The organism is Shinella sp. Sh6 (assembly GCF_055392685.1).
In genome coordinates, this window is record NZ_AP044005.1 from 3,252,595 (window position 1) to 3,276,299 (window position 23,705).

General features: G+C 67.0%; 23 protein-coding genes. 11 read left to right on the forward strand and 12 right to left on the reverse strand.

Translation table 11 applies throughout. The features are described from left to right. Positions 1 to 50: 50 nt before the first annotated feature. The 3 genes from ACZ5TO_RS15580 to secA form a co-directional block, all read right to left on the reverse strand. Positions 51 to 1,322, reverse strand: a complete 1,272-nt coding sequence (locus ACZ5TO_RS15580) for a GNAT family N-acetyltransferase (protein WP_464798746.1) — start codon at positions 1,320 to 1,322, stop codon at positions 51 to 53. Further along, on the reverse strand, positions 1,312 to 2,727 hold the full coding sequence (locus tag ACZ5TO_RS15585) for a lipopolysaccharide biosynthesis protein (protein WP_464798747.1): 1,416 nt from the start codon (positions 2,725 to 2,727) through the stop codon (positions 1,312 to 1,314). Before ACZ5TO_RS15585 ends, ACZ5TO_RS15580 begins: the two co-directional genes overlap by 11 nt. Before the next feature lie 376 nt (positions 2,728 to 3,103). Next, positions 3,104 to 5,824 (reverse strand): preprotein translocase subunit SecA, encoded by a 2,721-nt coding sequence (secA, locus tag ACZ5TO_RS15590; RefSeq protein WP_464798748.1) that lies wholly within the window; start codon positions 5,822 to 5,824, stop codon positions 3,104 to 3,106. A gap of 237 nt (positions 5,825 to 6,061) precedes the next feature. Here secA and ACZ5TO_RS15595 point away from each other — a divergent pair, with 237 nt between their 5' ends. The 6 genes from ACZ5TO_RS15595 to ACZ5TO_RS15620 all read left to right on the forward strand — a co-directional run bounded on the left by ACZ5TO_RS15595 (position 6,062) and on the right by ACZ5TO_RS15620 (position 10,146). Next, positions 6,062 to 6,970 (forward strand): peptidylprolyl isomerase, encoded by a 909-nt coding sequence (locus ACZ5TO_RS15595; RefSeq protein WP_184146467.1) that lies wholly within the window; start codon positions 6,062 to 6,064, stop codon positions 6,968 to 6,970. A gap of 55 nt (positions 6,971 to 7,025) precedes the next feature. Further along, positions 7,026 to 8,264, forward strand: coding sequence for a bifunctional glutamate N-acetyltransferase/amino-acid acetyltransferase ArgJ (gene argJ / locus ACZ5TO_RS15600; protein WP_464798749.1), 1,239 nt, complete (start codon positions 7,026 to 7,028; stop codon positions 8,262 to 8,264). Positions 8,265 to 8,324: 60 nt separating this feature from the next. Next, a complete protein-coding gene (locus ACZ5TO_RS15605) occupies positions 8,325 to 9,083 on the forward strand; it encodes a GNAT family N-acetyltransferase (protein WP_464798750.1) in 759 nt (252 codons plus the stop codon). Then, on the forward strand, positions 9,080 to 9,505 hold the full coding sequence (locus ACZ5TO_RS15610; RefSeq protein WP_464798751.1) for a (deoxy)nucleoside triphosphate pyrophosphohydrolase: 426 nt from the start codon (positions 9,080 to 9,082) through the stop codon (positions 9,503 to 9,505). Before ACZ5TO_RS15605 ends, ACZ5TO_RS15610 begins: the two co-directional genes overlap by 4 nt. Positions 9,506 to 9,613: 108 nt before the next feature. Continuing rightward, positions 9,614 to 9,934: a hypothetical protein gene (locus ACZ5TO_RS15615; RefSeq protein WP_184146459.1), complete on the forward strand. Its 321-nt coding sequence runs from the start codon at positions 9,614 to 9,616 to the stop codon at positions 9,932 to 9,934. A 35-nt stretch (positions 9,935 to 9,969) separates the two neighbouring features. Next, a complete protein-coding gene (locus ACZ5TO_RS15620) occupies positions 9,970 to 10,146 on the forward strand; it encodes a Flp family type IVb pilin (protein WP_184146457.1) in 177 nt (58 codons plus the stop codon). Between the two features lie 2 nt (positions 10,147 to 10,148). On the opposite strand, the gene ACZ5TO_RS15625 is transcribed toward ACZ5TO_RS15620, so the two are convergent. Next, positions 10,149 to 11,018, reverse strand: coding sequence for a methyltransferase domain-containing protein (locus tag ACZ5TO_RS15625; RefSeq protein ID WP_464798752.1), 870 nt, complete (start codon positions 11,016 to 11,018; stop codon positions 10,149 to 10,151). Between the two features lie 61 nt (positions 11,019 to 11,079). Between ACZ5TO_RS15625 and ACZ5TO_RS15630 the strand changes: the two genes are divergently transcribed. From ACZ5TO_RS15630 to ACZ5TO_RS15645, 4 genes are read left to right on the forward strand one after another with little or no spacing between them, the layout of a single operon-like run. Beyond that, entirely contained in the window at positions 11,080 to 11,871 is a 792-nt protein-coding gene (locus tag ACZ5TO_RS15630; RefSeq protein WP_184146453.1) for a ComF family protein, read from the forward strand. Between the two features lie 34 nt (positions 11,872 to 11,905). Then, complete coding sequence (grxC, locus tag ACZ5TO_RS15635) at positions 11,906 to 12,163, forward strand: glutaredoxin 3 (RefSeq protein ID WP_184146451.1); 258 nt, start codon at positions 11,906 to 11,908, stop codon at positions 12,161 to 12,163. 11 nt (positions 12,164 to 12,174) lie between these two features. Beyond that, entirely contained in the window at positions 12,175 to 13,032 is an 858-nt protein-coding gene (locus tag ACZ5TO_RS15640; RefSeq protein ID WP_464798753.1) for a carbon-nitrogen hydrolase family protein, read from the forward strand. Then, a complete protein-coding gene (locus ACZ5TO_RS15645; RefSeq protein ID WP_464798754.1) occupies positions 13,029 to 13,457 on the forward strand; it encodes a DUF1178 family protein in 429 nt (142 codons plus the stop codon). Before ACZ5TO_RS15640 ends, ACZ5TO_RS15645 begins: the two co-directional genes overlap by 4 nt. Here ACZ5TO_RS15645 and ubiG read toward each other — a convergent pair whose 3' ends face one another. From ubiG to ACZ5TO_RS15665, 4 genes are all read right to left on the reverse strand, one after another. After that, positions 13,458 to 14,207: a bifunctional 2-polyprenyl-6-hydroxyphenol methylase/3-demethylubiquinol 3-O-methyltransferase UbiG gene (gene ubiG / locus ACZ5TO_RS15650; RefSeq protein ID WP_464798755.1), complete on the reverse strand. Its 750-nt coding sequence runs from the start codon at positions 14,205 to 14,207 to the stop codon at positions 13,458 to 13,460. It abuts the gene before it with no gap. Positions 14,208 to 14,279: 72 nt separating this feature from the next. Then, the gene (locus tag ACZ5TO_RS15655; protein WP_464798756.1) at positions 14,280 to 15,404 is read right to left on the reverse strand and encodes a mandelate racemase/muconate lactonizing enzyme family protein; all 1,125 of its coding nucleotides are present in this window, start codon (positions 15,402 to 15,404) and stop codon (positions 14,280 to 14,282) included. 12 nt (positions 15,405 to 15,416) lie between these two features. Beyond that, the gene (locus ACZ5TO_RS15660) at positions 15,417 to 16,919 is read right to left on the reverse strand and encodes an aldehyde dehydrogenase (protein ID WP_464798757.1); all 1,503 of its coding nucleotides are present in this window, start codon (positions 16,917 to 16,919) and stop codon (positions 15,417 to 15,419) included. A 7-nt stretch (positions 16,920 to 16,926) separates the two neighbouring features. Next, the gene (locus ACZ5TO_RS15665; protein ID WP_464798758.1) at positions 16,927 to 18,069 is read right to left on the reverse strand and encodes an iron-containing alcohol dehydrogenase; all 1,143 of its coding nucleotides are present in this window, start codon (positions 18,067 to 18,069) and stop codon (positions 16,927 to 16,929) included. 102 nt (positions 18,070 to 18,171) lie between these two features. Between ACZ5TO_RS15665 and ACZ5TO_RS15670 the strand changes: the two genes are divergently transcribed. Beyond that, positions 18,172 to 19,077 (forward strand): LysR substrate-binding domain-containing protein, encoded by a 906-nt coding sequence (locus ACZ5TO_RS15670; RefSeq protein ID WP_464798759.1) that lies wholly within the window; start codon positions 18,172 to 18,174, stop codon positions 19,075 to 19,077. Positions 19,078 to 19,080: 3 nt separating this feature from the next. Here ACZ5TO_RS15670 and ACZ5TO_RS15675 read toward each other — a convergent pair whose 3' ends face one another. From ACZ5TO_RS15675 to ACZ5TO_RS15690, 4 genes are all read right to left on the reverse strand, one after another. Then, a complete protein-coding gene (locus ACZ5TO_RS15675) occupies positions 19,081 to 20,508 on the reverse strand; it encodes a mannose-1-phosphate guanylyltransferase/mannose-6-phosphate isomerase (protein ID WP_464798760.1) in 1,428 nt (475 codons plus the stop codon). A gap of 217 nt (positions 20,509 to 20,725) precedes the next feature. After that, on the reverse strand, positions 20,726 to 21,133 hold the full coding sequence (locus tag ACZ5TO_RS15680) for a F0F1 ATP synthase subunit epsilon (RefSeq protein WP_464800404.1): 408 nt from the start codon (positions 21,131 to 21,133) through the stop codon (positions 20,726 to 20,728). A gap of 64 nt (positions 21,134 to 21,197) precedes the next feature. After that, positions 21,198 to 22,727: a F0F1 ATP synthase subunit beta gene (gene atpD / locus ACZ5TO_RS15685; RefSeq protein ID WP_464798761.1), complete on the reverse strand. Its 1,530-nt coding sequence runs from the start codon at positions 22,725 to 22,727 to the stop codon at positions 21,198 to 21,200. 26 nt (positions 22,728 to 22,753) lie between these two features. Continuing rightward, on the reverse strand, positions 22,754 to 23,635 hold the full coding sequence (locus ACZ5TO_RS15690) for a F0F1 ATP synthase subunit gamma (protein ID WP_184146431.1): 882 nt from the start codon (positions 23,633 to 23,635) through the stop codon (positions 22,754 to 22,756). Positions 23,636 to 23,705 lie beyond the last annotated feature (70 nt).

Consider the following 23,705-nt stretch of genomic DNA (forward strand, 5'->3'; position numbering starts at 1 on the left):
ATTTTCGCATTGTCCGGCGCCGAAGCGGCTTCGCTTCGGCTGGAAATGCTCTAGCGTTTTGCCAGCGAGCGGATCTTGTCGCGCAGCAGCCGCGCGACATTGCGCGTGTTGCGGTAGAGGTGGAGCTGCGTCGCCACCTGCCGCACGTCGCGGTCGCGGTTCTGCTGCAGGCCGATGACGAGCGTGCCCATGTCCTCGCGCTCCTCCCAGAACCGGCTCATCACCGGATGGTCCGGCACCGCGCAGGAATCCGAGCGGGCGATATTGGCGTCGTCGAGATGCCATTCGGTGAGCTCGGCGACGAGCAGCTTGCCGGGCGAATATTTCGCGAAATCCTCGTCATAGGCCGTCTTCCACGTATAGGCCTCGCCGCCGGCGAGGAAGACGATCATCGAGGCGATGGCGCGCCCGTCGAGGTCGAGCGTATGGATGCGCACGCCGTCCGTCTCGGCGAGGTTGGCGATCGCCTCGCGGGCGAAGGCGGCGCGATAGCGGTCGTTGATCATCGCCGTGCGGCTCTTGCCCTTCCAGCCGGCGGCTTCCAGCAGCAGGAACTCCTCCATGCGCAGGCGGATGTCGGCGGGCTGGCGGGCGACGTTGTAGTTCAGCACGCCCAGCCGGTCGAGCCCCCGCCATTGCCGGCGCAATTCGCGGAAATGCTCCGGCGAGATGGCGTGCTGGAGATAGGCCTGGCCGTCGAGCAGGCTTTCCAGCATCGGCCGGCGATAGGTGTCGGTGACCGTGACGGGCAGGTTGCGGCCGATGGCGACGGCGCGCATCAGCTGGGCGAACGGGCCGCCCAGGCGAAGGTCCGGCAGGACGAGGATGGGCGGCAGGCCGGTGCCGGATCCGCCCAGCGCTTCCAGGAAATTGTCGAGCGTCTCGGCGGCGTCTTCCGCGTCGACCAGCGGCGTTCCGAGCGGGCCGAACGGGTTCGACCAGGCGCGCAGGATGCTGGAGCCGATGGAAAAGCCCGGCTTCTCCACGGAGAACGGCATCAGCAGGCGGATGCGGCTGCGGCCTGCGCCCTCGTCGCGGATGACGGAAAGGCGCACGGTGCGGTCCTCCAGCCGCGGCATGGCCGGGGCGAGGAAGCGGCCGGTGAAGAAGACGTTCGCCTCCATGACGCGGTTGGACAGGAAATCGAGTTCCTGCTGCAGGTCGTAGCCGGCCGTCGCCGGATAGAGCGCGAGCGAGCGGCCCGGCCGGCCGACGGCGATGCGCTGGTCCGCCGGCGGCTGCGCGCCGGGTGCGGCCGGCGGCAGAACGGCCTGGGCGCGCCCTGCCGCGATGGCGTGGTCGAAGCCGTGGCTATCGGTCATGGTGGTCCGTCCCGTCGATGAGGCTCGCCTTCACCGGATTGGCGAAGGCGAAGAGGATGATGGAGAGCTTCGTGCGCACGGCGGCGTGCAGCAGCAGCGCCTCGACGACCATGGCGCCGGCCGTGGCGATGGCCGCGCCCTCGATGCCGAAAAGCGGAATGAGCGTGACGTTGAAGGCGATGTTGGCGGCAAGCGCCACGGCATAGACGACGACGCAGAGCCGCTGCTCGCCGGACATGGTGAGAAGTACCTCGCCGGGCCCGACCAGCGCCTTGGCGAGAATGCCGGAAAAGAGGATGAACATCAGCTCCCAGCCCGCCGTGAAGGCCGGACCGAAGAGCGAGAGAAGGAGGTGCCCGAAGGCCAGCACGCAGAACCCGACGGCCAGCGACGGCCAGAAACTCCAGCGCACCGTCTCGCCGGCAAAGCGGGCGAGCGCCACCCGGTCGCCGGCGGCAAAGAGCGCCGAAAAGCGCGGCGCCGCGGCGGCCTTCACCGAGAAGAACACGAAATGCACCAGCGCCATCGTCTTGGCGGCGGCGAAATAGACGGCGACGCTCTCCGGATCGAGGAAGAGGCCGACGACGATGACATCGGAATTGGTGAGCAGGAAGCCGATGCCCTCGATAAGGAAGATCGGCAGCGCTGCCTGGATCCAGAGCGAGAATTCCACCTTGCGGGGACCGGCGACATAACGCCGGCCGAGCCGGTAGAGGATGTTGAAGAACTGCACGACCGTCGTGAGGTAGGTCGCGGCGAGCGCGGCGACCATCGCCGTCAGCGCCGTATGCGGCGCGCCGGCCCGGACGGCCGCCACCATGAAGACGAGGATGAGCAGCGGACGCACGATATAGGTGGGGCTGAGCGCCACCAGCGCCCAGCTATGGGCGCGCGCCGTGCTTTCGAGGACATCGCCGAGCGCGATCATCGGCATGCAGAAGAGGCCGATGAAGAGCGGCAGGACGTAATAGTCCGTCACCGTGTCGCGGAAGAGGAAGAGGCAAAGGAAGCCGGCAGCCGCCAGCGTCGTGGAGGAGAGCATGGCGAAGATGCGGGCGGTCGAGGTGAGGCCGCGGATCTCCGCATGGGCGCTGCGGCCGGCATAATCGGGCAGGAACCGCACCACCGTCGTGTGGAAGCCGAGGCAGGACATGTCGCCGACGATGACGATGAGCGCCCAGACGAAGACGAAGATGCCGTATTCGAATTCGCCCATCACGCGCGCAAGGACGATCTGCGTGAGGAAGGCGATGGCGGCGCTGGCGATCCGGATGGCGAAGGCGGCGAGCGCCATGCGCTGGGCAAGGCTGTGCGGATCGCTGCCGGCAAGCGCCCGCAGCAGCGGCTCAGCCTTGCCGCGCAGGCCCGATGGCAGCAACCTCTCCGCCGATTGAATGACCGCCATCAACACAGGAACCCGAACGCTACGCAAAACTCACCGAGGGGAGTCTTGTCAGATCAGGGTTAACAAACGGTTGGATAACGGTGAAAAGACCCTCTCTGCCTGCCGGCATCTCCCTTTAAGGGCAGGGCAATCGGATAGGGAGTTCGACATATGCCACCAGCCCCTTCTCCCCTCGGGGAGAAGGTCGCGGCAGCGGGACGAGGGGGAGCCGCAGGCGCAGGCGAAATTCGGCACGCTTGCCCCCTCATCCGACCCTTCGGGCCACCTTCTCCCCGGCGGGGAGAAGGGGAAACAGGCAACCGCCCGCCATAGGCGATTACCCTGCTCTTGTGGAGGAGATGCCAGCGGCAGAAAGGGACTTTATTCCCCCGTCCGGTCAGGCCTGCTCGAAGGCTCCGTGGCAATGCTTGTACTTCTTGCCGGAGCCGCAGGGGCAGGGTTCGTTGCGCGCGACGCGGCCCCAGGTCGAGGGGTCGTTCGGGTCGCGGTTCTCCGGCTCGACGGCGGCGTCCATCGGGCCTGCGGCCTCGTTGAAGTCGTCCTCGCCGGTCGTGCCGTCGATGTGATGGCCTTCCATGCTCGGCGGCACCGGGGCCGGCGCGTCGGCGGCCTGGCGCACCAGCTCCACGCGCATCAGCTGCGCGGTGACGGTCTGGCGCAGGTTCGCCAGAAGCGCCTGGAAGAGCTCGAAGGCTTCCGCCTTGTATTCCTGCAGCGGATCGCGCTGGGCATAGCCGCGGAAGCCGATGACGGAGCGCAGGTGATCGAGGTTGACGATATGCTCGCGCCACAGGTGGTCCAGCGTCTGGAGCAGGACGGAGCGCTCGACATAGGTCATGATTTCCGGGCCGAAGCGCTCGGCGCGGTCGGCGGCGGCCTCGTCGACGGCCGCCCTCAGGCGCTCCAGGATGTCCTTCTCGTCGATGCCTTCCTCGGCGGCCCAGGCGTCGACGGGCAGGTCGAGGTTGAGCTGCTCGAGCACGCCCTTCTTCAGGCCGGCGACATCCCACTGCTCGGCATAGGCGTTTTCCGGGATATGCATGTGCACGAGGTTCTCGACGACCTCGTGGCGCATGTCGGCGACGATCTCGGTGAGGTTCTCGCTGTCCATCAGCTCGATGCGCTGCTCGAAGATGACCTTGCGCTGGTCGTTGAGCACGTCGTCGTACTTCAGGAGGTTCTTGCGGATATCGAAGTTGCGGGCTTCGACCTTCTTCTGCGCGCGTTCCACCGCCTTGTTGATCCAGGGGTGGACGATCGCCTCGCCTTCCTTGAGGCCGAGCTTCTGGAGCATGGAATCCATGCGCTCGGAGCCGAAGATGCGCATGAGGTCGTCCTGCAGCGACAGGAAGAACTTCGAGCGGCCCGGGTCGCCCTGGCGGCCGGAGCGGCCGCGAAGCTGGTTGTCGATGCGGCGGCTTTCGTGGCGCTCGGTGGCGAGAACGTAGAGGCCGCCGGCGGCAAGCGCCTGCTCCTTCAGCTTCTTCACCTCGGCGACGATCGCCTCGCGCCTGGCGTCACGCTCCGGGCCCGGCTCCATGTCGGCCAGCTCGCGCTCGAGGCGCATGTCGATATTGCCGCCGAGCTGGATGTCCGTGCCGCGGCCGGCCATGTTGGTGGCGATGGTGACGGCGCCCGGCACGCCGGCCTGCGCGACGATATAGGCTTCCTGCTCGTGGTAGCGGGCGTTCAGGACCTGGAAATCCTTGAAGCCGGCCTTCTTGAGGAGCTCGGCAAGATGCTCGGACTTCTCGATGGAGGTCGTGCCGACGAGGACCGGCTGGCCCTTTGCCCGCGACGCCTTGATCTCCTCGATGATGGCCTGGTACTTCTCGTCCGCCGTGCGATAGACCTCGTCGTCCTCGTCGAGGCGCTGGATCGGCAGGTTGGTCGGCACTTCGACCACGTCCAGGCCGTAGATGTTGCCGAATTCCTCCGCTTCCGTCGCGGCCGTGCCGGTCATGCCGCCGAGCTTTTCGTACATGCGGAAATAGTTCTGGAAGGTGATCGAGGCCAGCGTCTGGTTTTCCGGCTGGATCGTGACCTTTTCCTTGGCTTCCAGCGCCTGGTGCTGGCCTTCGGAATAGCGCCGGCCCGGCATCATGCGGCCGGTGAATTCGTCGATGATGACGATCTCGTCGTTGCGGACGATGTAGTCCTTGTCGCGGGTGAAGAGCTTGTGGGCCTTCAGCGCGTTGTTGATGTGGTGGACGATGGCGACGTTCTCGACGTCGTAGAGCGATTCGCCCTTGAGAAGGCCGGCCGCGCGCAGCAGGTTCTCCAGCTTCTCCGTGCCGACTTCGGAGAAGTTGGCCGAGCGCTGCTTCTCGTCGATCTCGTAGTCCGCCTCGTCCAGCATGGGGATGAAGGCGTCGATGGTAGTATAGAGATCGGAACGGTCGTCGAGCGGGCCGGAGATGATCAGCGGCGTGCGCGCCTCGTCGACGAGGATCGAGTCCACTTCGTCGACGATGGCGAAGAAGTGGCCGCGCTGGACCATCTGGCTGCGCTCGTACTTCATGTTGTCGCGCAGGTAGTCGAAGCCGAGCTCGTTGTTCGTCGCGTAGGTGATGTCCGAGGCGTAGGCCGCACGGCGCTGCTCGTCGTCGAGGCCGTGCACGATGATGCCGGTCGAAAGGCCGAGGAAGCCGTAGACGCGGCCCATCTGCGCCGCGTCGCGGGTGGCGAGGTAGTCGTTGACCGTCACGACATGCGTGCCCTTGCCGGCCAGCGCGTTGAGATAGACGGGAAGCGTGGCGACGAGCGTCTTGCCTTCACCCGTCTTCATTTCGGCGATCGACTTCTCGTGCAGGATCATGCCGCCGATGAGCTGGACGTCGAAGGGACGAAGGCCGAGGACGCGGAAGGCAGCCTCGCGGGCGACGGCGAAGGCCGGCACGAGAATGTCGTCGAGCGTCTTGCCGTTTGCGAGCTGTTCGCGGAATTCCACGGTTTTCGCCCGAAGGGCTTCGTCGGAAAGCGCCTTCATCTCGGGCTCGAGCGCATTGATGGCGTCGACGCGGGACTTGAAGGAGCGGACGCGGCGATCGTTCGAGGAACCGAACAACTTGCGGGCAATGCCGCCGAGGCTGACCATCAGGATGGTCCTTTCTTTCTGGGCGCCCGGCGCGTGACAGGTCGCACGATAATTGCGCGCAAAGCCGTGAAACGCCCGGAAACTGTTCTGGACGCGGGATTGCGTGACAGATAAGAGGGGGGTCGAATGATGTCAACGGCTCAGACGGTTGCACAACTGCCACATTCTGGTGGTGTTGAGCCGTCTGGCACCGGATATCGGCCCGATTCCGGCGAGGATGTGAAAGGTCTTTTCGATATGTTGAAGTATAGCAAGCTTGCGGCAGTTGCCCTCATCGCGATCGCTGCCGCCGCCGGCGGCGTCCGCGCGGAAGACGCCGCGGCGGACCCGGTCGTCGCCAAGGTCGGCGCCACCGAGATCCACGAATCGGAACTCAAGCTCGCGATGGCCGGCCTCGACCCGCAGCTCGCCAACCTGCCGGACGACCAGAAGCGCGTCGCCGCGCTTTCCTCCATTATCGACGTCAAGCTGCTTGCCGCCGACGCCAGCAAGGAAGGCCTGCAGGATACGGCCGATTTCAAGCAGCGCCTCGCCTTCCTGACGGACCGCGAGCTGCACAACGCCTACTTCAAGAAGCACGTCGTCGATTCCGTCACCCCGGAAGAGGTGAAGGCGCGCTACGACAAGGAAGTCGCCGCCATCGAGCCGCAGGACGAGATCCGCGCCCGCCACATCCTCGTCAAGACCGAGGACGAGGCCAAGGCGATCATCGCCGAGCTGGACGCCGGCAAGGACTTCGTCGAAATCGCCAAGGAAAAGTCGACCGACCCGAACAAGTCGGAAGGCGGCGATCTCGGCTACTTCGCCAAGGGCCGCATGGTGCCGGAATTCGAAGCGGCCGCCTTCGCCCTTGAAAAGGGCGCCTACACCAAGACCCCGGTGAAGACGCAGTTCGGCTACCATGTCATCAAGGTCGAGGACAAGCGCAAGCAGCAGCCCCCGGCGCTCGACCAGGTCGAAGGCCAGGTTCGCCAGCTCGTCATGCGCGACAAGTATCTCGACCTCCTGGAAAAGGCCAAGGCCGCGGCCCCCGTCGACATCACGGACGCCGCGCTGAAGACCGCCTACGACGCGGTCAACAAGCCGGAAGCCGAAGCCAAGGACGGCGAAGGCGAGGCTGCACCGGCCACCGAAGGCCAGCAGTAAGACACGGCAACGGCCCGGCAAATGCCGGGCCTCTTTTTCCAGCAGGAAGGCAAGAATGTCCGGCTCGATTTCCCCGCTCGCCCCGAAAACCTATGCCGACATGCCGCCGGTGCGCGGCGTGCGCATGGCGACCGCCGCCGCGGGGATCAAGTACAGGAACCGGACGGACGTCCTGATGATGGTCTTCGACCGCCCCGCGGCGGTCGCCGGCGTCTTCACGCGCTCCAAATGCCCCTCCGCGCCGGTCGATTTCTGCCGTGCGAACCTTCCCGGCGGCGTTGCCCGCGCCGTGGTGGTCAATTCCGGCAATGCCAATGCCTTCACCGGCCGCAGGGGCCGCGAATCGACGAGGATGACGGCGGAAGCCGCCGCAAGGGCCGTCGGCTGCAGCGAAGGCGAAGTCTTCCTCGCCTCGACGGGCGTGATCGGCGAACCGCTCGACGCCACGAAATTCTCCGGCGTGCTCGACGGCCTTGCCGCCTCCGGCACCGAGGACTTCTGGTTCGAGGCCGCAAAGGCCATCATGACGACGGACACCTATCCGAAGGTCGCCACCCGCACGGCAAGCCTCGGCGGCGTCACCGTCACCATTAACGGCATCGCCAAGGGCGCCGGCATGATCGCGCCCGACATGGCGACCATGCTCTCCTTCGTCGTCACCGACGCCGACATTCCGGCCCCCGTGCTGCAATCGTTGCTTTCGGCCGGCGTCGGCCCGACCTTCAATTCCGTGACCGTCGACAGCGACACCTCGACCTCCGACACGCTGATGCTGTTTGCCACCGGCGCTGCCGCCGCCGACGGCCAGGCGCCCGTGACGGCCGACGACGCCGCGCTCGACGGCTTCCGCACGGCGCTCACCGATCTCCTGCGCGACCTCGCGCTGCAGGTCGTGCGGGACGGCGAGGGCGCGCGCAAAATGGTGGAAGTCACCGTCGAAGGCGCCGAAAGCGACGCCGCCGCCAAGCGCATCGCGCTCTCCATCGCCAATTCGCCGCTGGTCAAGACCGCCGTCGCCGGCGAGGACGCCAATTGGGGCCGCGTCGTCATGGCCGTCGGCAAGTCCGGCGAGATGGCCGACCGCGACCGCCTCGCCATCTGGTTCGGCGACGTGCGCGTGGCCGTCGACGGCGAGCGCGATCCCGCCTATTCCGAGGACGCGGCCTCCGCCGTCATGAAGCGCGAGGACATTCCGGTGCGCGTCGAGATCGGCCTCGGCAACGGCCGCGCCACGGTGTGGACCTGCGACCTCACCAAGGAATATGTCGAGATCAACGGCGATTACCGCAGCTAAAGCGCCTGCGAGAGAAACAGAGGCCCGGACAGCGTGACCCCTTCCGGACAGAAAACGACGATGAGCGATCTCCCGAAAGTCCGCCGGCTGGAAGCCGTCGGCTTCCGCGCCTGGCCCGCGGCCACCGTGCAGTATGACGGAAGCTGGCTCTGCCGGCTGACCGCCGGCCACCCCTCGCGCCGGCTGAACTCCGTCAACCCGCTCGACCCGTCCGATATCCGCGACATCGACATCCGCCTGGAAAAGGCGGCGAAACGCTTTGCCGACTACGGCCGCCCGCTGCTGGTGCGCCAGACGCCGCTCGCCGCCCCGCAGCTCATCGCCTACATGGACGAGGCCGGCTGGGCCGATATCGGCCGCACCGTCGTCATGACGGCCGACCTTGCCACCCTTCCCCGCGACGAGGGCCTCGACCACCTGCCGAGCCGCGACGTCGGCCGCTTCGTCGACGCGCGCATCCGCGTGGCCGGCGACGACCCGGCCCTCAAGCCCGGCCTCACCGAGATCATCAACGCCATCAAGCCGGAGGCCGGCCTCTTCATCGTCGAAGAGCCGGGCTTCGGCCCGGCCGCCGTGACGATCGCGGTGCAGGACAACGATCTTGCCGGCATCCTCCAGCTCGGCGTGGCGGCGGAACGGCGCGGCCGGGGCCTCGGCACCGCGATCCTGCATGCCAGCCTGCGCTGGGCAAAGCTCAAGGGCGCCCGCCAAGCCTGGGTGCAGGTGGAGGCGGACAATGCGGCCGCCCTCGCGCTCTACCGACGCGCCGGCTTTGCCGCCGTCTACGAATACAGCTACCGGGGGCCAGCCGCGGCATGACCGAGACCATCATCGCCAAACAGCGCCGCATCCTCCTCGTCGCCGCCTGCGCGCTCGTCGATGCGGACGGCCGCGTCCTCCTGGCGCAGCGTCCCGAGGGCAAGACGCTTGCCGGCCTGTGGGAATTTCCCGGCGGCAAGGTCGAACCCGGAGAGACGCCGGAGGAAACGCTGATCCGCGAACTGGACGAGGAGCTCGGCATCACCACGAAGATCCCGTGCCTTGCCCCGCTCACCTTCGCCAGCCACACCTATGACGACTTCCATCTCCTGATGCCGCTCTATGTGTGCCGCCGCTTCGAGGGCACGGCGCACGGCCGCGAAGGCCAGGCGATCAAGTGGGTGCGCCCGAAGGCGCTGCGCGACTACCCGATGCCCCCCGCCGACGAGCCGCTGATCCCCTTCCTGATGGACCTCCTCTAGGCTGATCCCTGGGGATCTACCCGCAATTTTCCGGCCTGCGTTAAGCAAACGTTTAGCACCCTCGTTCAAAGATCGGCTTTGAACGTTGAATGCCTGCGAGACCTTGTGATGCGTGACGAAGACTTCTGGAAAGCCGTTCAGGAGAAGGATTTCACGCCGGCCGGCGATACCCGGACCGGCGCGCTCAATCTCGCGCTCCTCTTCGGCACGGCCGTGATCGCCCTGGCGCTGGTCCTCACCCCTGTCCTGTCCGCCAAGTCGGACAAGCGCATGATGGCGAACGTACCGGACGAATTCGACATGATCTCGACGGGCTCGATCCCGAAGGAAGCCGGCGGCAAGCGCTACACGGTGCGCCGCTCCGTCCTGCAGGAAATGCCGGGCGCCGTCTGCATCGTCAACGGCACGGGCACGGCCGGCGGCTGCTGAACACGCTTATGGGCGCGGCGCGCCGGGGAGATCGGATGAGGTCGAAGCTGCTGAAATCATTCCTCGCCGACAAGGCCGGCGCCACGGCGGTCGAATACGGCTTGCTCGCCGCGCTCATCTCCGTCGGCATGCTCGCCGGCCTCTCGTCCTTCAGCGATACGCTGAACAACATGTTCGGCGAGCTCAGCAACCGCATCAAGGCGCCCGAATAGGCCTACTTGCGCTCCGCCTGCTTCAGCGCATCGGCAAGGCGCATCTTCGCCGAGCCCGGCTTCAGCGGCTTCTGCTGGCTTTCATGCGGCGCCCAGCCCGAAACGTAGATGATCGAGAAGGTCGCCCGGATGCGCCCGTCCGGATCGGAGAAGCGCTCGGCATAAAGCTCCGCCGCGCGCAGCAGCACGCCCCGCGCCAGCGGCCGGCGGCTGCGGCCGGTGAGCGGATTGGCCATGCCCATGGCGCGCAGGTCCTTCATCAGCGGGAAGATCGAATCGTAGCGCACCGTATAGGTCTCGGTGTCCGTCACCGGCAGGGCGAAGCCGCCACGCTGGAGGAGGCCGCCGATATCGCGCACGTCCGGGAAGGGAATGACCCGCGGGCTCGCCCCGCCCGTCGCCTCGCTCTCGGCCGCCAGAAGCACCTCGCGCAGCTCCTGCAGCGTGCCGCTGCCGGGAATGGCCGCCACGAACAGCCCGTCCGGCTTCAGGGCGCGGCGGATCTGCACGAAGACGCCGGGCGTGTCGTTGGTCAGGTGCAGCGAGAGCGGCGAGACGATGAGGTTCACCGATTGCGGCTCCAGCGGCACCGTCTCCAGCGGCGCAACGGTCACCGTCTCGCCGGGGCCGGCAAAGCGCGGATCGCTCTCCACCCGCTCGATCGTGCCGACCTTGCCCGTCGCGGCGATCGCCCGCGCGGCGGCACCCGTATGGCCGTGCAGCTCGACGGCCTGGTCGAAATGGCGCTCGATGACGCCGAGCCGCTCGGCAAGCTCCCGCGCCGCCACGTCGAGCAGGAAATCCGCCGGCCCGCCATTGAGCGCGCGCAGCCGGTTGGTGTCGATGAGGGCTTGGTCGAAGAGCGTTTCCATCGCGGCGATCCCGTTCGCAATTCCTTCGCTTTGGCCGCTAACTGCGGCTATTGTCAACCGCATGGGCGAAATCGAGGCCGCGGCATTGTCGACAGTCCCGATCCGGCAGGGCCTTGCCCGCCGGCTGCGCGGCCTTGCGGGCGCCGCCCTCGACCTCGTCTATCCGCCGGCCTGCGCCGGCTGCGGCGTGCTCCTCGGCAGCGGGGCGGGCCTCTGCCCCGGCTGCTGGTCGAAGCTCGCCTTCATCGAGCGCCCCTATTGCGAAGTGCTCGGCACGCCCTTCTCGCACGATCTCGGCCCCGGCATCCTCAGCGCCGACGCCATCGCCAACCCGCCGCCCTTCGAACGCCTGCGCTCCGTGGCCCTCTACGACGACCTTGCCCGCAACCTCGTCCATTCGCTGAAATACCGCGACCGCACCGATCTCGCACCGATGATGGCCGGGTGGATGCTGCGCGCCGGCGACGGCGCGGTCGAGGCGGCCGACGTCATCGTTCCCGTCCCGCTCCATCGCCTGCGCCTTATCTGGCGCAAGTTCAACCAGGCGGCCGAGCTCTCCCGGGCCCTTGCCGCGCTCTCCGGCACGCCGGTGCTCATCGATGCCGTGCGCCGCACGAAGCGCACGCGCCGCCAGATCGGCCTCAGCCCGCGCGCCCGCGCCGAGAACGTGCGCAGCGCCTTTTCCGTCACGCCGGAAGGCCGCGAGGCGCTGTTCGGCCGCCGCGTCGTATTGGTCGACGACGTCTACACGACAGGCGCCACGGTCGCCGCCGTCACCCGGGCCCTGAAGCGGGCGGGCGCTGCGGACGTCACCGTTTTGACCTTTGCAAGGGCCCTTCCCGGACCTATATGAAAGGATGATTTTTCAAGGTTCGGAGCAGGAGCGCATGGTCCCCGTCGTCATCTATACGCGTCAGTTCTGCGGCTATTGCAGCGCCGCGAAGAAACTTCTCGAAACGAAGGGCGTCGCCTTCGAGGAGCATGACGCCACCCATGCGCCCGAGGTGCGCCAGGAGATGATCCAGCGCGCGCACGGGCGCAGCACCTTCCCGCAGATCTTCATCGGCGAGCGCCATGTCGGCGGCTGCGACGACCTGCATGCGCTGGAGCGCGCCGGCGAGCTCGACGCGCTGCTCGCCGCCTGAGGAGACCCGCCATGACCGCCACGATTGCCGCCATCCAGATGTGCTCCGGGACCGATCCCGTCCGCAACGTCGAGACGATGCGGCGCCTCGTGCGCGAGGCGGCCGGAAAGGGCGCGGTCTATGTCCAGACGCCCGAGATGACCGGCGCCCTCCGGAAGGACCGCTCGGGCCTGCGCGCCATCCTGCGGCAGGAGGCCGACGACCTCGTGGTCGCCGCCGCGGCAGAACTCGCCGCCGAGCTTTCCATCCATCTCCATGTCGGCTCCACGGCGATCGCCCTTGCGGACGGCAAGGTCGCCAACCGCGGCTTCCTCTTCGGCCCGGACGGCGCGCGCATCTGCACCTACGACAAGATCCACATGTTCGACGTCGATCTCGACAACGGCGAGAGCTGGCGCGAGAGCGCGGTCTATTCGCCGGGCGCCGTCGCCCGCATGGCGGACCTGCCCTTCGGCAAGCTCGGCTTCGCCATCTGCTACGACGTGCGCTTTCCGGAGCTCTTCAAGGCCGAGGCCCAGGCCGGCGCCGAAATCATCTCCGTTCCCGCCGCCTTCACACGCCAGACGGGCGAGGCGCACTGGGAGATCCTGCTGCGCGCCCGCGCCATCGAGAATGGCGTCTACATCGTCGCCGCCGCACAGGCGGGCGTGCATGAGGACGGCCGCGAGACCTTCGGCCATTCGATGATCGTCGATCCCTGGGGCCGCGTTCTCGCCTCCGCGGGCGGCACGGGCGAAGCCGTCGTGCTCGCCGAGGTCGACACCGCCGCCGTGAAGGCCGCGCATGACAAGATCCCCAACCTGCGCAACGGGCGCGCCTTCACCCTTGCCGTGACGGACGCACCCGCGAAAGGAGGCGTTGCCGCTTGATCCGCTATGAACTCTCCTGCGACAACGGGCACGCCTTCGAGGGGTGGTTCGGCTCGGCGGACGATTTCGACCGCCAGCAGGAGATGGCGCTCGTCTCCTGTCCCACCTGCGGCTCGACCCATGTCGCCAAGCGCCTGATGGCGCCCTCCGTCTCCACCGCCCGCAAGAAGGAACACCGGCAGGAACTGACCGTGCAGACCGGCCAGCGCGAGATGATGACGAAGCTCCGGGAGATCGTCTCCACCATCCGCGCCAATTCCGAAGATGTCGGCGAGCGCTTCCCCGAGGAGGCGCGCAAGATCCACTACGGCGAGGCCGAGCAGCGCGGCCTGATCGGCCGGGCCTCCGCTGAGGACGTGCGCGATCTCCTCGAAGAGGGCGTCGACGTCGCGCCCCTGCCCATCCTGCCCGACGATACGAACTGATCAGGCCGAAGCGCGGCGGGCCACCAGCATGTAGTTGACGTCCATGTCCTTCGACAGGTTCCACTGGTTCGTCAGCGGATTGAAGAACACGCCGGTGCGGTCGGTGACGGCGAGGCCCGAGGCCGTCAGCGGCTTTTCGATCTCTTCCGGGCGCACCAGCTTCTCGTATTGATGCGTGCCGCGCGGCAGCCAGCGCAGGACATTCTCCGCCGCGAAGATGGCGAGCGCCGCCGCCTTCAGCGTGCGGTTGATCGTGGCGACGAACATCATGCCGCCGGGGCGCACCATGGAGGCGCAGGTGGTGAGGAAAAAATCGACGTCGGAGACGTGCTCGACCACTTCCATGTTGAGCACCACATCGAAGGTTTCGCCGGCTTCCGCCAGCGCCTCGGCCGTCACCGCGCGGTAATCGACCGGAACGCCGCTGCCCGCCGCGTGGGCTTTCGCGATGCCGATGTTCTTTTCGGACGCGTCCGCGCCGAGCACGTCGGCCCCCATGCGCGCCATCGGCTCGGAGAGGAGGCCGCCGCCGCAGCCGATGTCGAGGATGCGCAGGCCCTCCAGCGGGCGATGCGCCTTCGGGTCGCGGCCGAACTGGGCGGAGACGAGATCGCGGACATAGGAGAGGCGGACCGGATTGAACTTGTGCAGCGGACGGAACTTGCCCGTCGGGTCCCACCATTCGGCGGCCATCGCCGAAAAGCGGTCGACTTCAGCCTGGTCGATCGTCGTGCGGGCTGCCTCGCTCATGGCTTTCTCCTTCGCGTCCTGTCCCCCGTGAAGTCGGCTTCCGGGGCGCGGATGTCAAGGGGGCGAAGCGTCTCAGCCGATCCGCGTCGCCGCAAGCCGTTCCTCGTCGAGCGCGATGCCGAGGCCCGGCGTCTCGCCGAGCAGCAGCCAGCCGTTCTCGTGGCGGAGCGGCGCCTTCAGCGGGTAGTCGCGGCGCGCCTCGCTCCATTCCGGCGCGTCATAGGGATATTCGAGGAAGGGCGCATCGCCGGCGCCCGCCGTCAGGTGCGCATTGGCGAGCACGCCGATGCCGTTCGTCCAGGAATGCGGGGTGAAGGCGACGCCGGCCTCGCGCGCCTGGAAGGCGAGCCGCCGGCAGCCGGTGATGCCGCCGACCAGCGCCACGTCGGGCTGGATCACGTCGAAGGCGCGCTCCTCGATGATGTCGCGGAACTCGGAGAGCTCGCGCGTCATCTCGCCGCCGGCGATGCGGATATCGGTCGCCTCCTTCAAGGCCTTCATGCCCTTGCGGTCGGAGCGGTGCAGCGGCTCCTCCATCCAGTAGATGCCGAGCCGCTCCAGCTCGCGCGCGACAGCGAGCGCGTCCTTGAAGGTCCAGGGCAGCATCGTGTCCCAGGGCATGCGCCAACCCTGGTTGCAGTCGACCATCAGCTCCAGCCGGTCGCCGGCGCGCGCGCGGATCGCTTCCAGCGCCTTCACGTCGTCGCGCCAGCCGCTCCGCCCGCCGGCGGAGGCGGAGAAACGCACCTTCATCGCCGGAAAGCCTTCGGCGATATAGCGCTCCGCCTGCCCGGCCATGGCGGCGGGATCGCGCAGGACACCCGAGGACGCATAGAGCCGCACCCGGTCGGCCCGCCCGCCGAGCATGCGCCAGACCGGCTCGCCCGTCACCTTGCCGGCAAGGTCCCAGAGCGCAAGGTCGAGCGGCCAGCAGCGGCCATAGTGAAAATTGATGTGCGAGAGCACCTCGTAATGCCGTTCGAGACGGCGCGGGTCCTCGCCGACGAAGAGGTCCTCGTGTCCCTCGAAGCCCTTCATGAGGTCGCCGGAACCGATGCCTTCGCGGCCGTCGTCGTCGCGCACGCGCACGATGGTCGCGTCGAAATGCCGGCGCGGCCGCCCGTCCCAGCTCGCCTTGAAGGGCGGATCGAGCGGCAGGCGGTGATGGGTGATCGCGATGGAAACGATGCGGCTCATGCCTTCTCCTCCTCAGCCGAACTGCTGCCAGATCGTCTTGTAGTCGCAATATTTGTCGATGGCATGCACCGAGCGGTCGCGGCCGAAGCCGGATTGCTTGAAGCCGCCGAAGGGCGTCGCGAAATTCGACATGTCGTAGGTGTTGATCCACACCGTACCGGCAAGGATGGCTTCGGAGAAGCGGTGCGCCCGGTCCATGTCGCGGGTGAAGACCGCCCCGGCAAGGCCGTAGATCGTGTCGTTGGCGATGGCGAGCGCCTCCTCCTCCGTATCGAAGGCGATGGCGGCGAGCACCGGGCCGAAAATCTCCTGCCGGGCGATGCGCATGTCGTTCGTCACATCCGTGACAACGCCCGGCGAGACATACCAGCCGCCGGTCTCGGCAAGCATCCGCTCCGCGCCGAAGACGCGCCGGCCGCCCTCCTTCTCCCCCGCTTCGATCAGGCCGAGCACCTTTTCCATATGCGCGGCCTCGATGAGAGCGCCGATCTGCGCCGTGGGCTCGAAGGGATGGGCGAGCACGATCTCGCGCCTCGTCACCGCCTCGATCTTCGCGATCAGCTTCTCCTGTACCGGGCGCTGCACGAGAAGGCGCGTTGCGGCATGGCAGGTCTCGCCGGAATTGTAGAAGCAGCCCCAGGCGGCGGCGCTCGCCGCGGCATCGAGATCGGCATCCTCGAAGACGACGAGCGGCGACTTGCCGCCGAGCTCCAGCGCCACGCGCTTGAGGTTCGACTGCGCCGCATAGCCCATGATCAGCCTGCCGACCACGGTGGACCCCGTGAAGGCGATCATGTCGACATCCATGTGCAGGGCGAGCGGCTTTCCGGCTTCCGTGCCGAAGCCGGTGACGACGTTGAAGACGCCGGCGGGAAGCCCGGCCTCGACGGCAAGCTCGGCCAGCCGCAGCGCCGAGAGCGAGGATTGCTCCGCCGGCTTCAGCACCACGGAATTGCCGGCGGCGATGGCCGGCCCCAGCTTCCAGGCGTCGATGATCATCGGATAGTTCCACGGCGTGATCGCCCCGACGACGCCGAGCGGCACCTTGCGAACGAGGGCCCGCGCCTTCGGCCCCGTCGGCGCGATCTCGTCATAAATCTTGTCGATCACCTCGCCGTAATACTGAATGCCCTCGGCGCAGAGCCGCACGTCGACGCCGAGCGAGGCCTGAACCGGCTTGCCGACGTCGAGGGTTTCGAGAAGCGCCAGTTCCTCGCCATACGCGCGGATCAGCTCCGCCCAGCGCAGCATGACCTTCTTCTTCTTCTCCAACGGCTCCCTGTCGCGCCAGACGCCGCTGGCGAAAGCCCGGCGGGCGGAGGCGACCGCCCGGTCGATATCCGCCGCATCCCCTTGCGCCAGCACGGCGCCGGGCGCACCGTCCATCGGGCGCATGCGGGTGAAGGTGCGGCCGGAAACGGCAGGCACCGCCCTGCCGTCGATGAAATGGCCGCGGGCCAGTGAGAGGCCGGCAAGACGTTCTTCCCAATAGGCGCGGCTATGCTGTTCGCTCATGTCGTCCTCAAAGCGTCTTCGGCAGGGCCATCATCCTTGCCGCGATGGCATCGATATCGGCATCGGTGACGTCGCGGATCGTCGCGCGGCGCATCGGCTGGTTCTCCGGCGCACGCATCTCGCGGGCAAGGTCCCCGGCGGAGAAGGCGGAAAAGGCCTTCGGCAGCGCGCGCACGATGCCGCAGCGGTCCATGAGGCCCGTCACGAAAGCCGGCAGCGTCGCCGCATCGGCAAGCCCGCAGGCCCGCGCCGCCGCCGCAAGATCGGCCGTGTCGGCCTCGACCAGCCATTCCAGCGTCGCCTCGAAGCCGAGCGCGGTGGCAAGCCCGTGGTGGACCGGCGTGAGCCCGGCAAGCGCGTGGCTGATATTGTGAGCGATCGCCGTGCCGCAATTGTCGATGGCGATCCCGGCATAACAGGAGCCGAGCAGGACCTTGCCGCGCGCTTCGATATCCATGGGGTTCCGCACGGCCGTCTCCAGCGCGACCGTCAGCAGGCTAAGCGCCGAGTGGGCATAGAGCGCCGCGCCGGCATGGGCGTTGCGGTTGGTCGCCGCCTCGAAGGCGTGCACGAAGGCGTCGAGCCCGCACCAGGCGGTGAGGTCAGCCGGCAGCGTCACAGTCAGCGCCGGATCGAGCAGCACGAGGTCGGCCTTCGTCTCCGGGCCCCAGATCCAGAGCTTCCTGCCCTCGGGTCCCGCAAAGATCGTCGTCGCCGAGGTTTCCGAGCCGGTGCCCGCCGTCGTCGGCACCATGATCTTCTTCAGCGGCCTTTTCGGCAGCGGATTGGCGGCGAGCGCGTAATGCATCGGGCCCTCGTCCGCCACGGCGACGCAGGCGGCGATCTTGGCGATATCGAGCGCCGAGCCGCCGCCTATGCCGACGACGAGGTCCTTGCCCCGCGCGGCCGTGCTTGCCGCCTGCACATGGGCAAGCTTCGGCTCACCCGCAAAGCCGGAGAAAAACTCCGCCGCTATCCCCTCCGCCGCGAACTGTGCGGCAAGCTGCTCGCCAAGGCCGCTGGCGGCGAGGAAGCCGTCGATGACGACGAGCGCGCTCCGGGTTTCCAACGCGCTGGCGGAGGCGGCGATGCCGGCGTGAACGCCTTCGCCGAAACGGATATCAGGCACGAACGATGTTGCGAATGTCACGATAGTCCCCGCAATGACCGGAGAACCGTGCATCACGATCTCAGATTTTCAAATCCTTGGATTTTTCAGGCTCTTTGATAACTTGAGATCATGAAAGCCACGATGCTCGCCCGTATCCCGCTGGAAGCCTTCCGCGTCTTCGACGCCGCCTGCCGGCACATGAACTTTTCCCGGGCGGGGCGTGAGCTGAACATCACGCAGGCCGCCGTCAGCCGGCGCATCAAGGGGCTGGAAGATCACCTCGGCGCGCCGCTCTTCACCCGCAGCGGCAAGAACCTGGCGCTCACGGCGCGCGGCGAAAAGCTGTTCCAGCGCGTGCGCGCCTCGCTGGATTACCTGGAGGAGAGCCTGGAGCCCTTTCGCAGCGGCGCGGGCGAGAGCATAGCGCTCGCCGCCAGCGGCTCCATCTCGCATCTGTGGCTCGGCCCCCGGCTTCGCACCTTCGCCCGCAACAATCCCGATATCGTAATCCGGCTCAGCACATCGGATAGTCCGGCGGACCTCGCCTCGGAGAACAACGACCTCGTCATCCTCTATTCGACGGGAGAGCATCCGCGCTGGGCGCTGACCCCGCTGCTGGCGGAGGAGCTGGCGCCGGTCGCCGCGCCCGCCTATATCGCCCGCAAGGGGCTCGACCCGGCCGCGGTCACGCCGGCCGATCTCGCCCGCCTCGACCTCATCGACTACGAGCGCTTCAACGCCAACTGGATTTCCTTCCGGCCCTGGCTGGAGCGCGTGGCACCGGAGGTCTTCCGGCGGACGCCCCTTCCCCGGCCGCACCTCACCTTCTCCACCTATGCGCTGGCGCTCGACGCCGCCCTCAGCGGCGACGGCGTGGCGCTCGGCAGCCTCGGCCTCGTCGCGGCGCAGCTTGCTGAAGGAAGGCTGGTGCAGTTGGGAACGGCAAGCCTCGTCACGGGCTACGGCTACCATCTCGGCCTGCCGAAATTCCGCACGCCCTCGCCCGAGGCCCTGAAGCTGCACGAAAGCCTGCTGGCACCGCCGTGATCTTCAGCCCCGGCCGAACTCGTCCTCGATGCGGATGATGTCGTCTTCGCCGAGATAGGAGCCGGTCTGCACCTCGATCAGTTCGAGCAGGATCTTGCCCGGATTGGCAAGGCGATGCACCTCGCCCTGCGGGATATAGACGGACTCGTTCTCGCGCAGCGGGATCGTCCTGTCGCCGATCGTCACCTCCGCCGTGCCGCGCACGACGATCCAGTGCTCCGAGCGGTGATGATGCTTCTGCAGCGAGAGCCGCTTGCCGGGCGTGACGAACAGGCGCTTGACCTGGAAGCGCTCGCCGTTCAGCACGGAGGTATAGCCGCCCCAGGGGCGGTAGGCGGTCGGGTGCGTTTCCGTCAGCTTCGCGGTCTTCGGCAGGGCCGCAAGGTGCTTGACCAGCTTGCCGACGCTCTGGCTGTCCTCCAGCCGGCCGACATAGACGGCGTCCTCGCTGGCGACCACCGCGACATTGTCAAGGCCCTGCACGGCAACATGGATGTCACGCGAGATGACGAGCGAATTGCGGGTGTCGAGCACGGTCGTGCTGCCGTCCGCCACGTTGCCGGCCTCGTCCTGCCGGCCCGTCTTCCAGACGGAATCCCAGCTTCCAAGGTCCGACCAGGCGATCGGCGAGGGCACGACGGCGGCGATCGGCGTCTTCTCGAAGATGGCGTAGTCGACGGAGATATCCGGCGCCCGGGCGAAGGCCTCGTCGTCGAGCCGCTCGAAGTCGAGGTCGTGCTTCGCCTTGGCGACCGCTTCGCCGGCCGCTTCCAACACCTCGGGGGCATATTGCTGGAGCTCGCGCAGGAAGAGCGAGACCGGCAGCATGAACATGCCGGAATTCCACAGATAGCCGCCCTTGGCCAGCATCTCGGCCGCCCGGTCCCGGTCCGGCTTCTCCACGAAGCGGCGCACCGCATGGGCGCCGTTGCCGAGGTCCTCTCCGGTCTCGATATAGCCGTAGCCGGTCGCCGGCTCCTTCGGCGTGATGCCGAAGGTGACGAGACGGCCGGCTCGGGCGGCGGCGGCGGCCTTGGCGATGCAATCGAAATAGGTGGCGTCGGCCTCGATCTCATGGTCGGAGGCAAGCACCTGCATGAGGGCGCCTTCGCCGTGCAGGCGCTCGACGACGATGGCCGCGGCGGCGAGCGCCGGCGCGGTATTGCGGGCGACGGGCTCGAGCAGGATCGAGCCGAGCGTCACGCCGGCGGCGCGCGCCTGCTCGGCAACGAGGAAGCGGAAATCGCTGTTGGTGACCACGATCGGCGCTTCGTAGAGGCCGGCATCGGACACGCGCTCCAGCGTCTTCTGGAACAGCGTCGTCTCGCCGAGGAATTCCAGGAACTGCTTGGGCGCGGCGGCGCGCGACAGCGGCCAGAGGCGCGTGCCCTTACCGCCGGCCATGATTACGGGTACGATCTTGCTGCTCATCAATTCCTGGTCCTGATGCTTGTGGGCCGGCATGCCCGACATGGGCAGATGGGACTACCTTCTATCCGCGCCGTAAAGAAACGGCAAATCCCGCAATCCAGCCGTGTCTTGCCGGGCGGGTTCCTGCCGGGAAGGTAAAGGAAGCCTTCCGCACGATGCGCAAGGCAACAAAAAACCCGCCGGAAGGCGGGTTCGATGTGGGGCTATCGCTTGCCGGTCACGCCGGCAGGATCGCGCCCTGCAGCGTGGTGAGCTGCGAAAGATAGGTCTCGATGCCGAACTTCTGCTCGTCGGACGTTGCCGTCGACAGGTCGGCGCGGGCGGCTTCGACACGGCGGGCAATGTCGTCACGGTTGAATTCGTCGACATGGACGGCCGATTCGGCGAGCAGCGTGCAGCCGGTCGGGACGATGTCGGCAAAACCGCCGAAGACCACATAGCGGTCCTTCTTGCCGTCCGCGAACTTCACGGTGACGATGCCCGGCTTGATCGTCGTCATGGTCGGCGCATGGTTGGCCATGACGGTCATTTCGCCCTCGGTCGCCGGAATGACGACTTCGCTGACGCTGCCGGAAACCAGCAGGCGCTCGGGGGAAACGAGTTCAAAGTTGAAATTGTCGGCCATGACCATTCACTTCTTCTGATGTCGTCCGGCAGGAACGGGCGCCCTCATCGGGCGCCCGGATTCATCAAGCGGCTTCGGCAGCCAGCTTCTTGGCCTTCTCGACGGCTTCTTCCATGGAGCCGACCATGTAGAAGGCGGCTTCCGGAAGGTGGTCGTACTCGCCGTTGACGAGGCCCTTGAAGCCCTTGATCGTGTCTTCGAGGGCGACGAGCTTGCCCGGCGAGCCGGTGAAGACTTCGGCGACGAAGAACGGCTGCGACAGGAAGCGCTCGATCTTGCGGGCGCGGGCAACGGCCAGCTTGTCGTCTTCCGACAGTTCGTCCATGCCGAGGATCGCGATGATGTCCTGGAGGGCCTTGTAGCGCTGCAGGGTCGTCTGGACCTTACGGGCGACTTCGTAGTGCTCTTCGCCGACAACCATCGGGTCGAGCATGCGCGAGGTCGAGTCGAGCGGGTCGACGGCCGGGTAGATGCCCTTTTCGGCGATCGAGCGCGACAGAACGGTCGTGGCGTCGAGGTGGGCGAACGAGGTTGCCGGCGCGGGGTCGGTCAAGTCGTCGGCGGGAACGTAGATGGCCTGGACCGAGGTGATCGAGCCCTTGGTCGTGGTGGTGATGCGTTCCTGCATCTGGCCCATGTCGGTCGCCAGCGTCGGCTGGTAGCCCACGGCCGACGGGATACGGCCGAGAAGTGCGGACACTTCGGAGCCTGCCTGCGTGAAGCGGAAGATGTTGTCGACGAAGAACAGAACGTCCTGGCCCTTGTCGCGGAAGTCTTCGGCAACGGTCAGGCCCGTCAGGGCGACGCGGGCGCGGGCACCCGGCGGTTCGTTCATCTGGCCGTAAACGAGGGCGGCCTTGGAGCCTTCGCCGCCGCCGAGCTTGTTCACGCCCGATTCGATCATTTCGTGGTAAAGGTCGTTGCCTTCGCGGGTGCGTTCACCGACGCCTGCGAACACCGAGTAACCACCGTGCGCCTTGGCGACGTTGTTGATCAGTTCCATGATGAGAACGGTCTTGCCGACGCCTGCGCCGCCGAAGAGGCCGATCTTGCCGCCCTTTGCGTAAGGGGCGAGAAGGTCGACGACCTTGATGCCGGTGACGAGGATCTGCGCTTCCGTGGACTGCTCGACGTAGGCCGGAGCTTCCTGGTGGATGGCGCGCTTGGACTTGGTGACCAGCGGGCCGGCTTCGTCGACGGGCTCGCCGATGACGTTCATGATACGGCCGAGCGTCTCGTCGCCGACCGGAACGGAGATCGGGGCGCCGGTGTCGACGACCGGCTGGCCGCGGACGAGACCTTCGGTCGAGTCCATGGCGATCGTGCGGACGGTGTTCTCACCGAGGTGCTGGGCGACTTCGAGAACGAGGCGGTTGCCGTTGTTGTCGGTTTCCAGCGCGTTCAGGATGAGCGGCAGGTTGCCTTCGAACGCGACGTCGACGACGGCGCCGATAACCTGGGTAACGCGACCCGTCGCGCCGGCTGCGACCGGAGCCGCCGCCTTGGTTGCAGCAGCGGTCTTCGCTGCCGGCTTGCGCGCAGCCGGCTTCTTTTCCACTGCGGCGGTTTCCTTCGGGGTAGCTGCCTTAGCCATGTCTCTTACCCTCTTTGTCCTGGTCCTTAGAGCGCTTCAGCGCCCGAGATGATTTCGATGAGTTCCTTGGTGATCTGAGCCTGGCGCTGACGGTTGTAGTTGAGCGTCAGCTTGTTGATCATCTCACCGGCATTGCGGGTCGCGTTGTCCATGGCGCTCATCTTGGCACCCATTTCGCCGGCGACGTTCTCGAGCAGGGCCCGGAAGATCTGCACCGAAATGTTGCGCGGAATGAGGTCGCCGAGGATCGCGCTGGCGTCCGGCTCGTAATCGTAGATCGCCGTGGCGCCGGTCGTGTCGGCAACGGCCGCGGGAGCGGATGCCGGAACGAGCTGGAGCGCGGTCGGGATCTGCGCGATGACCGACTTGAACTCGGAATAGAACAGCGTGCAGACGTCGAACTCGCCCTTCTCGAAGAGGCCGATGACCTTGCGGCCGATCTGGTCCGCGTTCGAAAAGCCGATGCGCTTGACCTCGCGCAGGTCGACGCGGTCGATGATCAGCGAGGCGAATTCGCGCCGCAGGATATCGAAGCCCTTCTTGCCCACGCACATGATCTTGACCGTCTTGCCGCTGGCGAGCAGCTTGCGGGTGTGGTCACGCGCAAGACGGGCGATCTGCGAGTTGAAGCCGCCGCAAAGGCCGCGTTCTGCCGTGCAGACGACGAGCAGGTGAACCTGGTCCTTGCCGGTGCCGGTCATCAGGCGCGGCGCCGAATCGTCCTGGCCGACGGCCTGGGCGATGTTGGCGAGAACGGCGCTCATGCGCTGCGAATAGGGCCGGGCGGCCTCGGCCGCTTCCTGGGCGCGCCGAAGCTTCGCCGCGGCGACCATCTTCATCGCCTTGGTGATCTTCTGCGTCGCCTTGACGGAGGCGATCCGGTTTTTCAGATCCTTAAGTGAAGGCATCCGTTTTCCGTCCTGTAACACGATCCGGAGGGATCATGCGTCAAATCCAAAGTTCGGGGCGCCTGCGCGC